Genomic DNA, 14,100 nt, shown 5'->3' with positions numbered 1-14,100 from the left:
AGTGCGCCGGGCGGCGGGCGTCAGGCCGGGTGCTGCTGCGGCCTGTCGCCGCTGTCCTCCCCGGCGCCCGCGTCCACGAGGGCGAACAGCCCGGGCGCCGTACGGCGGCCGTCGATGACGTCCCGCAGCTGGGAGCGCGCGGTGACGCCCAGCTTCGGGAAGCTCCGGTACAGATGGGAGCCGACCGTGCGCGGGGACAGCTGGAGCCGCTCGCCGATCTCCCGGTTGGTCAGCCCGCGCGCCGCCAGGCTCACGATCTGCCGCTGCTGCGGGGTGAGCGCGGGCAGCCGGTCCCGGCCGCCGGTGTTCTGACGGATCCCGGCGGCCCGCAGCTCCGCCCGGGCGCGGGCGGCCCACGGTTCGGCACCGAGCCGTACGAACGTCTCCAGCGCGCCGGCCAGCAGGGGCCGGGCCCGGCCCGAGCGCAGCCGGCGGCGCAGCCATTCGCCGTACTCGAGTTGCACCTGCGCGTGGCTGAACGGCCGTTCCTGCGCGCCCGGTTCGTCGAGCGCCGCCCGGAAGTGCTGCCCGGCCTCCTCGCCGTCCGCCAGCAACGCCCGGGCGCGGGCGAGCTGGGCCCGCTGCCGCGGCGACGAGCCCGCCGTGCGCTCCGCGAGCCGGGCCACGATCCTGCGGGCGCTCTCCCGCCGCCCGATCCGCGCGGCCGCCGCGGCGAGGTCGCCCAGGCCGTACCGGGAGACGTGGTAGTGGACCTCGTCGCCGTCGGCGGTGAACATCGCGCGGAACTGGTCGTAGGCGTCCTCGTGGTCGCCGTCCGCCCACGCCGCCATGCCCAGCGCCCAGCGGGCCCGCACGGTCACGAACCGGTTCTCCCGCGCGGCGACGAGGTCCAGCGCCTGCCGCGCCGCGGCGCGCGCCGGACCCGTCTCCCCGCGCAGCGCCAGCACCGCGGCGTCCAGGGCGGGCGGCGCCGCCGCCGTGTAGGGCGGGTCGCTCTGCGCCGCCGCGCGTGCCGAGGCCGCCGCGACGGCCCGGGCACGCGCCCACCGGCCGTACTCCAGACAGACCCACCCCTCCACGCAGCGCAGCCCGTCCGGCAGCGGCGACGGGGCCGCCGGGGACCCGCCCACCGTGTCGAACAGGCCGAGGGCGAGGGCGTTCTCGTCGAGCAGCCACGCCAGGGTCGCCGTGGCCGCCGCCAGTTCCGGTCCGGCCGTGTCGAGGGCCGCCAGCCCGCGGACACCGGCGAGCAGTGCGGCATGGTCCGCGGACGGGTCGGTGGCGGTCAGGATCCACAGGGACGCCAGGTCCGGTTCGGGGCGCGGGCCGATGGCGGCGGCGAGCCGGAAGAAGTCACGGCGCAGTTCGTCCCGTTGCCCGGCGTCGCCGCCGTAGTAGCAGATCAGGGCGGCGGTCGCGAGCGCCTGCAGGGCGTCACCGGGGTCGTGGGGGGCCAGGTCCCGCGCGGTGCGGGTCAGCAGCGGATAGGCCGCGGCCCGGCGCGGGGTGAGGGCGAGGGCCTGGCCCCGGCAGAGGGCGGCGTGGGCGAGCAGCACCGGGTCGTCGCAGAGCGTCCGCACCCGGTCGGTCAGCTCCTCGACCCAGGCCGTCTGCCCGGTCGGCGCGGCCAGCCGGGCGGCCAGGGTGAGCCGGCGGGCGCGCTCGCGGCGGTCCGGGGTGAGCTCGGCCGCCCGCTGCAGCGCCAGCGCCGCCGAGACGAGACCGCCCCGCCGTCCCGTCTGCCGCGCCGTGCGCTCCATCTCCCGCGCCACCGACTCGTCCGGTCCGGTGCCCGCGGCCGCCAGGTGCCAGGCCCGCCGGTCCGGCGCCTCGCGCAGCGCGGCGGCACACCGCCGGTGCGCGGCCCGGCGCTGGGTGGGCGGCGCCGCGTGGTAGACCGCGGACCGGATCAGGGGATGGCAGAACCGTACGACGGCGTCGCGGACCTCGATCAGGCCCGCCTGCTCGGCCGGCCGCCACACCTGAGGCGGCACGCCGGACACGGCGCCCGGGTCCGTCGCCGCCAGCAGCAGCGCTTGTCGGGTGGCCCCGGGCAGGCCGGCCAGCCGGGCGGCGAACCGCTGCTCCAGCCGGTCCGCCAGCGGCAGCGGTTCGACCGGCCACGGCGCCTGGCCGGGGTCCGAACGGGCGAACTCGATCAGCGCGAGCGGATTGCCCTCGGCCTCCTGAAGGATCCGTGCCCGCAGCGGGCCGGTGGGGCGGCGCGGCTGTGCGTCCAGGAGCCGGCCCGCGGCATCCGCGTCCAGGGGACCCAGGTCCAGCACCGGGCAGCTCCGCGCGAACGCGGGCAGCGGGGCGCCGGCGCGGACCAGCCCCAGCAGGGCGATCCGCTCGCCCTCCAGCCGCCGCGCGACGAACGCCAGCACGTCCACGGTGTCCTGGTCCAGCCACTGGGCGTCGTCCACCACGATCAGCACCGGCCGCGACCGGGCCACGTGCGCGAGGAGGCCCAGTACGGCGATGCGCAGGATCAGCTGGTCGGGCTCGTCCGGCGTGTCCGACATGCCGAAGGCGCCGAGCAGCGCGTCGCTCTGCCGCCGCGGCAGGACCGGCGCCTGCGCCAGCACCGGCCGCAGCAGCTGGTGCAGCCCGGCGAACGCCAGCTCCCGTTCCGTCTCGCTGCCCTCGGCCCGCAGCACCCGCACCCCGGTCCCGGCCGGCTCGCCGACCTCGCTGTCGACGAGGGCGCTCTTGCCGATGCCGGGACTGCCGGTGACGACCAGGACGTGCCCGTCCTCACCAGGGTTCCTGACGAACTGCCGTATCCGGGCGGCCTCGGAGGCCCGGCCCACGAGGGCGCCGCCCGACAGCGTCACGGTGGTCAAGAGCGCCTCCCTGGTCTCGCTGCGCGGCGTCCGACACCGAAGGACGCTAAGCCCGCGGCGACCGCGTCCTTGCGCCTGACGCACGGGCTCTAAGGAATCCCCTCGAAGGTCGGTGGGGGTTCGGGCCGGTGACCTGCCGGACCCGGCCGCCGGGCGGCCGGCGGCCGGCGGTGACCGAGGTGACCGCAGGCCGCAGGGTGCAGTCGGTTGACGGATGCGCCCGGCGTGCGCCGCGGTCCACACTGCGGGAGACGGCCGGGGGCGGAGGCCTTGCGATGCGGTGCGCTCTGCGGCTCCGGCTGCGGGGCCGTTCCTACGAAGGGCCGCGCGACGGTGCGCCGGATTCCGTGTGCTCGTCCGCGGGGGCTCCGGCCCGCACGGCCGTACGGCGGCGTCGTGGGCGTCTGCGGCTCTGGTCGCCCGGTTGCCGGGTCGGACGGCGCCGTTCGCTCGGCACAGCGGGTTCTGGCCGCGGTGGCCGTCCGCGAGCTCGGTCCGTCGCATCGGCGAGTGCGAGGGAGCGGCTGCCGTCAGGGGAGCAGCCGACGACCGGACGCCCCCGGTGCGGCCGCCCCTGCCGGAACCAGAGGGAAGGCCGACCGCCGGGGCACCGCCGGGACTGCCGAGCCGCCAGGAGGCTGCCGGCGCAACCAGACTGCCGGAGCCAGCGGAGCCAGCGGAGCCACCGGCGGCAACGGACCGGGCGGCGGCAACGGCCCGGACGGTCCGCACAGGTGTAGCCCCACCGGGGCCGTCGTCCGGCTCCGTGGCCGTCGGCCGGGAAGGAACGGGAGAACGTGGAACGAGCAGCCGTCGTCGCAGGGCTCGGGGGCTGGGTGCCCCCCACCGTCGTCACCAACGACCGCCTCGCCGAGGCGCTGGACACCAGCGACGAGTGGATCCGCAGGCGCACCGGCATCCGGGAGCGGCGCTGGGTCGGCCCGGGACAGTCCACCGGTGACCTGGCCGTCGAGGCCGCGCGTCGGGCGCTGTGCTCCGCCGGCGCCGGCGCCGTGGACGCGGTGGTCCTCGCCACCAGCTCCCCGGACCGCCCGTGCCCGGCGACCGCACCGGAGGTCGCCGCCCGGCTCGGGCTCGGTCCGGTCCCCGCCTTCGACGTGGCGGCGGTGTGCACCGGCTTCGTGTACGCGCTCGGGACGGGCGCCGGGCTCGTCGCGCTCGGCGCCGCCGACCGCGTGCTCGTCATCGGCGCGGACGCGTTCTCCACGCTGCTGTCGCCGGACGACCGCGCGACCCGGGTGATCTTCGGCGACGGCGGGGGAGCGGTGGTGCTGCGCGCCGGGAAGCCGGGCGAACACGGCGCGCTCCAGGGGCTGAACCTCGGCAGCGACGGCGCCCTCAGCGACCTCATCGAGGTACCGGCGGGCGGTTCCCGGCAGCGGTCCACCGGGCTGCCCGTGAAGACCGAGGACACCTGGTTCACGATGCAGGGGCAGGCCGTCTACGCCCAGGCGGTGCGGCGGATGGCCGAGACGGTGCGCCGCACGGCCGAGCGCACCGGGTGGCGCCTGGAGGACGTCGACGCCTTCGTGCTGCACCAGGCCAACGCACGGATCCTCGACGCGGTCGCCCGCCGGCTCGGCCTGCCCCCGGAGCGGTTCCCGAACCACATCGGCACCCGCGGCAACACCGTCGCCGCGTCCATTCCCCTCGCCCTGACCGACGCCGCGGTCTGCGGCCGGCTGCGGCCGGGACACCGGGTGGTGCTGGCCGGTTTCGGCGGCGGTCTCACCTGGGGCTCGGTCGCCCTCGTCTGGCCCGACATCCCCACGGAACCGGTCACGCCGTCGACCGCCCCCTGACCACCGCCCCCGCCCACCCCCACCCCAGCCCGCAGGAGACCCCGTGGACGCGCAGTCCCTCGTGTTCCAGCTGCTCACGCCCGAAGGACGGGCCGATCCCTACCCCCTGTACGCGCTCGCCCACGAACTGGGGCCCGTCTCCCCGGCAGGCGACGGCCTGGTGCTGGTGTGCGGGTACGAGGCCTGCCGGCAGGCCCTGCGCGAGCCCGGCCTGGGCGCGGACGTCAACCTCGTCACCTGGGGAGCCGACCCGGCGCGGCACCCGTCCCTGGCGATGCTCGGCCGGTCCCTGCTCGTGGCCAACGCGCCCGACCACGGCAGGCTGCGGGCGTCGATGGCGCACATGTTCACCGCGCGCGCCGTGGCCGCCCTGGAGGACAACGTCGTACGGATCACCGAGGCGCTGCTCGACGACCTCCAACAGGCCGAGGGAGCCGTGGACTTCATGGAGGCGTTCGCCTTCCGCCTGCCCGCCCACGTCATCTGCGACATCATGGGCATCCCGGCGGCCGATCGCGCACGCTTCCGCGGCTACGCCGCCGATCTCATGGCCACCCTGGAACCGGCGTCCGACCCGGCCGGTCACGAGGCCGGACTGGCCGCCGCCGACCGGGCGGCCGTCGAGGTCGACCGCTACTTCACCGACCTGATCCGGGCCCGCCGCGCCGACCCGGGCGACGACCTCGTGACCTCGATGGTGTCGGCGCGGGACGAGGGGCTGCTGCGGGACGACGACGAACTCGTCGCCAACCTCGCGAGCCTCCTGCTGGCCGGATTCGAGACGACCACCCACCTCCTCGGCAACGGCCTGCGGCTGCTGTTCGAGCACCCGGACGTGATGAGCGGCCTGCGCGGCGGCACGGTCCCGGTCGGCGGCTTCGTGGAGGAGGTGCTGCGCCACGACTCCCCGGTGCAGCTGAGCAACCGGGTCGCCCTCGCCGACGGCGTGTCCGTCGCCGGGCTGCCCGTGTCGGCCGGAACCCATGTGCTGCTCCTGCTCGGCGCCGCCAACCGCGACCCGGCCTGCTACCCCGACCCCGACCGGTTCGACCCCGGCCGCGACGACAGCCGGCCGCTCAGCTTCGGCGGGGGAGCGCACTACTGCCTCGGCGCCCTGCTGGCCCGGCTGGAGGCGACCGTGGCTTTCGGCCGGTTGCCGACGCGCTTTCCCGGCCTCGCACCCGCTCCCGGCACCGCGCCGGTCCGCCGCGACCGGATCGTCCTGCGTGGCCACGCGTCCCTTCCGGTCGTCCTCGACGGCCGGGAAACCGCCGGAATTTGAAATCGCTACCACGACCGAAATGCCACCACGGAGAGCCCGCGGGTTGTTTCGTCCGGCCGCACCGTGAAACATTCGGGCCGGGTTGAGTAACACCTTGGAAGGGAAAGCCAGTTGTCGCTCACCACGGGATCCGCCCAGCGGGCCCTGCACGTCCTGACACCATCCAGTGACACCGCCCTGGTCGCCCGGCACGCCGGCGGAAAGGGAAGAAACCTCCACACCCTCACCGCGTCCGGATTTCCCGTGCCGACGTGGTCGGTCCTCGGCCTGGACGTATTCCAGGAATTCTGCCGGGACAGCGGACTGGACGAGCAGCTGGCGCGGCTGCTCGCCGACGGCTGGGAGACGAAGGCCGAGCAGGTCGCGCAGGAGATCGCCCGCCTGATCGAGACAGCGCCGCTCGGCGCCCGCGTCGCCGACGCGATCGCCCTCGCCCACCGGGAGGCCGGCGGCGGCACGGTCGCCGTACGCTCCTCCGGAGCGGAGGAGGACGGCGAACGGCACTCCTTCGCCGGGCAGTTCGACAGCTTCCTCGGCGTCCGTGGCCTCGACGCCGTCACCGACCGGGTCCGCCGCTGCTGGGCCTCCGCCTTCTCCGCGCGTTCCCTGCTCTACCGCGCGCAGCGCGGACTGCCGCCCGGCACCGGCGGCGTCGCCGTCGTCGTCCAGCGCATGGTCGCCGCCGAACGCAGCGGCGTGCTGTTCACCGCCGACCCGGCGACCGGCCGCACCGACCGCCACGTGGTCAGCGCCGTGTTCGGGCTGGGGGAGGGGCTCGTCTCCGGCGCCGTCGACGCGGACACCGTCGTCCTCGACGCCGCCACCGGGCAGACGCTGAGCACGGTCGTCGGGGACAAGCAGGAGCGGTACGACGCCGGATCCGGATCCGGATGCGAGGTCTCACCCGTCGCCGACGAGGACCGCGCCGCCCTGTCCCTGACCGACGACGACCTCGCCCGTCTGCACGACGCCGGGGTCCGTATCACCGCGCACTACGGCGCCCCCCAGGACATCGAGTGGGCCATCGCCGACGGCACGCTGTGGATCCTGCAGAGCCGCCCCGTCACCACCCTCACCCCGGCCGCCGGCTCCGAGTCCGAGCCCGAGGGCGAGCTGCGGATCTGGGACAACTCCAACATCATCGAGAGCTTCAGCGGCGTCGTCTCCCCGCTCACCTACACCTTCGCCGCCGACACCTACGCCAAGGTGTACGAGAGCTACGCCCGCGCCCTCGGCGTCCGCGGTGAGCAGCTGCGCGAGGTCCGGGAGTGGACCCCGCACCTGCTCGGCCACATCCACGGACGGGTCTACTACAACCTGCTGCACTGGTACCGCATGGTGCGCCTGGCCCCGCTCTACCCGCTCAACCGGCGCGTGCTGGAGAAATCCCTCGGCGTCGCCGAGAGCATTTCCGACGAACTCGCCGACACCCTCCACCCGTTCACGCCCCGGCCCGGACTGCGCGGCCGTCTCTCCCGCCTGGCCCGCACGGTCGTCTTCGCCCGGCGGTTTTTCACCATCGGGAAATCCGTGGAGACCTTCCACCGCGATTTCTACCGGGCGTATGCGGTCTTCAACAATGTCGACTACGACGCCCTGCCCGGAGACGAGACCTATCGCCGTTTCCGGAAGCTCCAGCGGGAACTCATCGAGAAATGGGGCCCGATGCAGGCCCTGGACGCGACGATCCTGCTCTCCGTGGGCCTGCTCGCCCTGCTCACCCGCCGCTGGCTGCCCGACGCCCCCGAGTGGTTCACCTGGGCCGCGGCCGCACCCGGCGGCGCCGTGGAGTCCGCCGAACCCGCCTGGGCACTGCGCGAGTTGGCGGCCCGCGCCCGCGCCGACGCCGAGATCCTGGACCTGCTGGAGCGCACCCCGGACGACGCGGCGTACCAGGCGCTGAGCGACGGCGGCCACACCGGCTTCCTCGCCGCCGTCGACGCCTACATCGCCGACTACGGCTACCGCAGCCCCGACGAACTCAAGCTCGAGGTCCCCGACCTGCACGAGAACCCGGCCGGGCTGTTCACCCTGCTGCGCGACGCCCTGCCCGAGACCGGCGACACCAGCCCACAGGACCGCGGCGGTGAGGCCGACGCCTACCTCGACGCACACCTGCGCGGCCCGCGCCGCTTCGTGTACGAGCGGGTACGCGCCAAGGCTCGGGCCGCGCTCACCGACCGGGAACGGCTCCGGTTCTGCCGCACCCGCGCCTTCGGAGCGGCCAAGCGCATGCTGCGCGCCCTCGGCCGCGATCTGGCACGCGCCGGCGCCCTCGACGCCTGGGACGACGTGTTCCTGCTGCGCCTCGACGAAATCAAGGGCGCCTACGAGGGCATGATCGTCCACACCGAGCTGCGGGACCTGGTCGCGGTGCGCCGCAGACAACAGGCCGCCGACCGCGAGCTGCACGCCCCGTCGCGTTTCACCACCCGCGGCGCCCCCTACTGGTGGGGCAATCTGGAACGGGCCGGCTGGACCAGTGGCCCGGCGGCCCGCAGTGGCGCCCGCGAACTGCGCGGCACCCCCTGCTGCCCCGGCGTCGCCGAGGGACCCGCCGTCGTCACCGACACCCCGCGCGACATCGGCGGCGGCGTCCTGATCACCTACCGCACCGACCCCGGCTGGGTGGCCGCGCTGCCCTCGGCCGCCGCCCTCGTCATCGAACGCGGCAGCCCGCTCACGCATGTCGCCGTGGTCGCCCGGGAGTTGGGTATCCCCACCGTCGTCCAGGTCAAGGGCGCGACCACCGAGATACGCGCCGGCAGCCGGCTGCGCGTCGACGGCGCCGCCGGCACGGTCACCGTACTCGCCGCCCCGCCCGACGACGCCGCCCCGCCTGACGACGCCGCCACGGCCGACGACGCCGCCACGGAAGGCGCCGAGGGCACGATCGGTGCCGAGGCCACGACAGGCGCCGGGGCCACGGCCGTCGCCGGCGCCACGGACACCGGCGAAGCGGAGCCCACCGAAGGCGCCCTGGCCGCTCACGACGCCACGCCCACCGCCGAGGACACCGCCCGAACGGAGACACACCCGTGATCCTCACCGAGGACCAGCTGCAGGATCTGCTCGACAAGTCCCTCGCCGAACTGCCACGCGGCGCCGAGTGGGCCGTCACCCTCGAGGGCTCCATCGCGGAAGGGTTCGGCAACCCCTCCTCCGACATCGACTTCCTGCTCGTCGGCCGCTCCGAGGACGACCTGCCGACCATGCCGTCGCTGCTGTTCGTGGACGGCCGGCGTGTCGAGATCCGCACCCGGTCGGTGCGTCAGCTCGCCGAGCAGTTCCGCGCGGTGGAGGAGGGCGCCAAGCGGCCGGGCCGGCTCTCCGAGGACCTCCTCAACCGCTGCCAGCGGCTGCTGCACAGCCACCCGCTGCGCGGCCACGCCCTCATCGAGGAGGTCAAGGCGCTGCTGCCCGTCGAGCGGTTCCGCGAGATCACCGCCGACTGGTGGGCCCACCGCGCCCGCCAGTCCCTGCGGCACGCCATGGCGCTGCTCTGCCTCGGCGAGAGCGGCGAGGCCGTCGACTGGACCCGCGCCGGCCTGGTGCAGACCGTCAAGTCCTGGGCGGCCCGCCTCGGCGAGACCTACCTCGAACCCAAGTGGCTGTCCATGCAGCTCGACCGCGCCGGCCGCGGCGACGTGCGCGACCGCTACTGGCAGCTGGAGGCCGCCGCCCCCGCACCCGGCGACCCCGACGCCGCCCGCACCCACCTGACGGCCGCCCTCGCCTTCGCCGCGGACCTCGGGCTCACCGGCGTGCCCTGGCAGCCCGAGCGCATCACCGTCGAGCGCGTCAACGGCGTCACCACCTGGCAGACCGGCGACCGGGTGCACGTCCTGCGCGGGCGGCGCGAGGTGTTCGCCCTCGGCGCCGACGCCGCAGCGGTGTGGCGTTCCCTCGTCCTCGGCCGGCCGCTGCCCCAGGTGCTCGCCGCGACCGCCGGCAGCGGCGTCGCCGACCCGGGCGCGCTGCTCGCCACGTTCCTGCGCTACGGGCTGATCCGCCTCGCCTGGAAGGGCGGTGGCACCGTCACGCCGTCGCTGCCGCTCGCCGCGCCGCCCGGCCCCGTCACCCCGCCGCCCTCCACCGCGCGCCCGGTGCTGTCCGTGCGCGGCGCGGCCGTCGCCGGGCCCCGCGCCGTCGACCTGATGCCGCTGCCGGCCGACCGGTTCGCCGCCGCCGCGATGGCCCTCGTCTGGTCCAACGTCGTCGTCGAGAACGCCGTCGAGGACCTGACCGGGGCCCTCCAGCGCGGCCAGTGGCGGGTCGCCGAGCTCACCGCCCGCCGCGCCGTGCACGCCGCGCTGCGCGGCCTGTTCAGCGCCCACGGCGTCAACTCGCTGCCCGCCGACTCCGACCTCGTCCGCCGCCTCGACCTGCTCCCGCCGTCCGCCGCCGGGCCCATCGGGGAGGGCGCCGGGAAACTCCTGCGGCGCACGGTGGACGCACCCGGCCAGGGCGACGCGCTCCTCACCGACCTGCGCTCCTTCATCGGCCTGGTGCGCGGCGCCGTCGGCGCCGACTCCTTCCCGCTCTCCTTCGAGTCCGCCGACACCTGGCGGGCCACCCTCGAACTCGGCTACGACTGGCTCCGCATCGGCGCCCACCTCGACGCCGAACTCCCCATCGAAGAGGCCCGCGACCTCCTGGCCAGCAACGGCACCCAGCCCCACCAGGCGGCGCCGCTGTGAGGCACGGGGGACGTTTGCGGCGGTGAGGGTGCGTCCCTGCGCGCATCGTCAGGATCGGCTTGCGCGGCGACCGCGCACTGCCGTGGAGCGTCGCGCTCGCGGGCCGTGCAAGGGACTCCGCCCCGTGAGTTCGTCGACGGCCCGTGGGCGGCGGTGTCCCGCTGGGTCCGCTCCGCGCGGCGACCGCGCCCGGCTGGGGAGCAGTGCCCCGCTGGGCCGGGTCTCGCTCGGGAGCCACCGCGGGCTTCGTCACCTCGGCCGGCGGTTTCCGCCTTGCGTCGGCATCCCTTCCCGCACAGGCCCGGCCCCGCACGGCCCACCCGGCACCCCGAACGCTGCCACCTGGCCGGCCCCACCGCTTCCCGACCCGCACCCCACCGCCCGAACCTCCCACCACCTCCCCACCGCCCACCCCACCCGACCCGTCCTCCCGGAGGAGCCCCAGATGTCCGATCCCATGACCGTGCTGGTGACCGGTGCCAGCGGATTCGTGGGTGCGGAGGTGACCGCGCGGCTCACCGCTGCGGGGCACACCGTGCTGCCGCTGATGCACCGCACCGCCGGCCTGGTCCGCAACAACGGCCGGAAGGTCACCCCCGGCCGCGGCGCCATCACCCCCCTCGCCGGGGACATCACCCGGCCCGGCCTCGGGCTGAGCGACGAGGACCGGCGGCTTGCCGCGGGCGCGGACCGCATCGTGCACTGCGCCGCCGTCACCGACTTCGGCCTGCCCGACGAACGGTACGAGAGCATCAACGTCGCCGGCACCCGCCACGTCCTCGACGTCGCCCTCGCCCACCGCACGCCGCTGGTGCACGTCAGCACCGCGTACGTGTGCGGGGAACGCGACGGCGTCGCCCGCGAGGACGAACTCGACGTCGGCCAGCACCCGGGCAACGGCTACGAGAAGAGCAAACTGACCGCCGAGACCATGGTCCGCAAGGCCGCCGCGGACGGACTGCCCGTGGCCGTGGTGCGCCCCAGCATCGTCACCGGCGCCTCCCGCACCGGCCACGCCCGCGACCGCAAGACCATCTATCCGGTGCTGCGCGTCCTCACCCGGGGCCTGGTGCGCACCGTGCCCGGCCACTACGACGCCCGCCTCGACCTCGTCCCCGTCGACCGCGTCGCCGACCTGGTCACCGACGCCACCACACGGTTCGAGGAGGCCGAGGGCCGCACCCTGCACGCGGTCGGCCATGTGCTGACCCTGCGGGACTTCTCCGACGTCCTCGCCGAGTACCCGTCCTTCCACGTGCCGCGGTTCGTGCCGCCGTCCGCGTTCTCCGCCGGTGCCCTCTCCGACCGCGAACGGCCGTACTACGACCGCGTCATCGCCCTGTACGCGACCTACTTCCGGCGGCGCGTCCACTTCGACGACAGCCAGGCCGCCGCCTTCGTGCGCCGGCCCGCGGCCACCGGGGCACGGCCCTACCTGCGCCGCCTCCTCGACGACTGCCTCGCGACCGGCTACCTCGGCCCGGCCCCGGGCCCCGAGCAGACCGCCGACCGACCCGATGGGAGCACCCACCGATGAACCCGGCCCACCCCACCGAACCCGCGCACGGCATACCCGTCTCGCCGCTGCTCACCTGCCACCCCGCCAAGCAGCGGCTGTACGGCGCCGACACCTACTTCCAGGAGAGCCACGACCAGCTCGCCGCCCTCACCGACGACGTCACCGGCTTCGCCCACCGGCACGCCGCGCTGCTGCTGAAGCCCGACGCCGTGGTGGCCCGGCGGCTGGAGGCGGCCGTCGACTGGCTCACCGAGCAGCGCTTCCGCATCGTCGGCGCCGCCGTGACCCGGCTGACCCGCACCATGATCCGCTCCCTGTGGTACTTCCAGTGGAACCTCGCCACCCCCTACCGCAGGCGGCTCGCCGCGCTGTTCCTGGAGGACGCCGACGCGCTGGTGCTGCTCGTCCGCCCCGAGGACGAGCCGGTCGTCCCCGCGTCCGTGGAACTGACCCGGCTCAAGGGGCCCACGGACCCCGACGCCCGCCGACCGGGCCAGCTGCGCCACCTCCTCGGCCGCTACAGCTACCTGCTGAACCTGGTGCACACCCCCGACGAACCCGCCGACGTGCTGCGGGAACTGGCCGTCCACTTCGACGACGGCACACGCGAGCAACTGTTCCGCTCCGCGCTCGCCGGCGAGGACCGCACCGCGCACGCCCTGGAGCTGACCGGCCGGCTGTACGCCGCCACCAAGCCCCGCGACCTCGACTTCGACCCCGCAGTGGAGCGGCTGCGCGACACGCTGTCCCGGCACCCCGGCGCCGCCCCCGGCGACGCCACCCCGCGCGCCCTGCTGGAGAGCGCGTGGGAGCGGGGCGTCGACCTCGACCCGTGGGACGCCGTGATCGTCGGTTCCAAGGTGCTCCCCATGCGGGTGCCCGGCCGCGCCCCCGTGCTGGACGGGGCCGACGCCGGCACCTGGCGCCGCCATCTGGACGCCCTGCGCGCCCGGCACACCTGAGGAGCGCACCGTGCAGTACACCCGGACCCTCCCCAGGGAACTCGTGCACCGCGCCGCGGTCGCCGAGGTGTTCCTCACCGACGCCGAACGCCACGGCGAGGACGACGTGCTGCTCGCCGCGCAGCTGCCCCGCCGCCACGCCTTCTACCACGACACCCTCGCCGACCGCGCCCGCCACGACCCGATGCTGCTGCTGGAGGCGTGCCGGCAGGGCATCTTCGTGGTCGCCCACCGCTACCTCGACGTGCCCCTGGGCCACAAGTTCCTGCTGCGCGCCGTCGAGTTCGAGGTGCCGGACCCCGCGGCCCTCGTCTGCGGCGACCACCCCACCGAGGCGGTCATCGCCACGCGCATCGAACACCGGTTCCGCAACCGGGCCGGAGTGACCGGGCTGCGGCTGCGGTTCGGCATGACCGTCGGCGACCGGGAGGCCCTGCTCGCCCGCATCGACTACTCCTGGATGCCCCCGCGTGCCTGGACCCGTCTGCGCGCCGGGCAGCGCGGCGCGCTCGGCCTGCCCGAGACGCCCGTCGCCCTGCCCGGCCGACGCGTCGAACCGGCCCGCGTCGGCCGCCGCGACCCCGGCAACGCGGTCATCTCCGCGCCGCGCACCGGCCCCGACGGCACCCGCACGGCCCGCCTGGTCCCCGACACCGGCCACCCCGCCCTGTACGACCACTGGGTCGACCACGTGCCCGGCATGCTCGAACTCGAGGCGCTGCGCCAACTCGCCCTGACCGCCGCCGTCGACGCCGGCGCCCTGTCCGCGCCCACCGCGCTGCCGGTCGGCCTGGCCGCGCGGTTCCGCTGCTTCGCCGAGATGGACCTGCCGCTGGAGTGCCGTACCGGCCCGGTCCTGCCCGGCGCCGACATCGAGTGCTCGCTGCACCAGCCCGGCGCCGTGGCCGTCGAGGCCCGGCTGCGGCTCGCCGAGCCCGGCCCGGCCCGCCCGACGGCCGGCGCCCTCGCCGCCCCGGCCGCCCACGGCGCCGTATGAGCCCCGCCCC

Annotated in this window: 8 protein-coding genes; 7 read left to right on the top strand and 1 reads right to left on the bottom strand. The window is 75.6% G+C overall.

Annotated features, from left to right (window positions below; translation table 11 throughout):
• Nucleotides 1–20: 20 nt before the first annotated feature.
• Nucleotides 21–2,798 carry an ATP-binding protein gene (locus tag OG956_RS01855; protein WP_330342704.1) on the bottom strand — a complete coding sequence of 926 codons (2,778 nt, stop codon included), beginning with the start codon at nt 2,796–2,798 and terminating at the stop codon, nt 21–23.
• Between the two features lie 806 nt (nt 2,799–3,604).
• Here OG956_RS01855 and OG956_RS01850 point away from each other — a divergent pair.
• The 7 genes from OG956_RS01850 (at nt 3,605) to OG956_RS01820 (ending at nt 14,090) form a co-directional block, all read left to right on the top strand.
• Complete coding sequence (locus tag OG956_RS01850) at nt 3,605–4,630, top strand: beta-ketoacyl-ACP synthase III (RefSeq protein ID WP_330336141.1); 1,026 nt, start codon at nt 3,605–3,607, stop codon at nt 4,628–4,630.
• A gap of 43 nt (nt 4,631–4,673) precedes the next feature.
• Nucleotides 4,674–5,912, top strand: coding sequence for a cytochrome P450 (locus tag OG956_RS01845; RefSeq protein WP_330336140.1), 1,239 nt, complete (start codon nt 4,674–4,676; stop codon nt 5,910–5,912).
• Nucleotides 5,913–6,023: 111 nt separating this feature from the next.
• Nucleotides 6,024–8,954 (top strand): phosphoenolpyruvate synthase, encoded by a 2,931-nt coding sequence (locus tag OG956_RS01840; RefSeq protein ID WP_330336139.1) that lies wholly within the window; start codon nt 6,024–6,026, stop codon nt 8,952–8,954.
• Nucleotides 8,951–10,612 carry a hypothetical protein gene (locus tag OG956_RS01835; RefSeq protein ID WP_330336138.1) on the top strand — a complete coding sequence of 554 codons (1,662 nt, stop codon included), beginning with the start codon at nt 8,951–8,953 and terminating at the stop codon, nt 10,610–10,612. Before OG956_RS01840 ends, OG956_RS01835 begins: the two co-directional genes overlap by 4 nt.
• A 445-nt stretch (nt 10,613–11,057) precedes the next feature.
• Entirely contained in the window at nt 11,058–12,149 is a 1,092-nt protein-coding gene (locus OG956_RS01830) for an SDR family oxidoreductase (RefSeq protein WP_330336137.1), read from the top strand.
• Nucleotides 12,146–13,093: a nucleoside-diphosphate kinase gene (locus tag OG956_RS01825; protein WP_330336136.1), complete on the top strand. Its 948-nt coding sequence runs from the start codon at nt 12,146–12,148 to the stop codon at nt 13,091–13,093. The genes OG956_RS01830 and OG956_RS01825 overlap by 4 nt, the downstream gene beginning before the upstream one ends.
• A gap of 10 nt (nt 13,094–13,103) precedes the next feature.
• On the top strand, nt 13,104–14,090 hold the full coding sequence (locus tag OG956_RS01820; protein WP_330336135.1) for a ScbA/BarX family gamma-butyrolactone biosynthesis protein: 987 nt from the start codon (nt 13,104–13,106) through the stop codon (nt 14,088–14,090).
• Nucleotides 14,091–14,100 lie beyond the last annotated feature (10 nt).

This window comes from Streptomyces sp. NBC_00557 (genome assembly GCF_036345995.1).
Taxonomy (GTDB): Bacteria; Actinomycetota; Actinomycetes; order Streptomycetales; family Streptomycetaceae; genus Streptomyces.
The sequence above is the reverse complement of the archived record's forward strand: the minus strand, read 5'-3'. Positions and strand labels throughout refer to the sequence as shown.

Bases quoted from the DNA above. Each gene is read 5' to 3' on its own strand.
- OG956_RS01830 (WP_330336137.1), top strand. From the start codon at position 11,058: ATGTCCGATCCCATGACCGTGCTGGTGACCGGTGCCAGCGGATTCGTG.
- OG956_RS01825 (WP_330336136.1), top strand. From the start codon at position 12,146: ATGAACCCGGCCCACCCCACCGAACCCGCGCACGGCATACCCGTCTCG.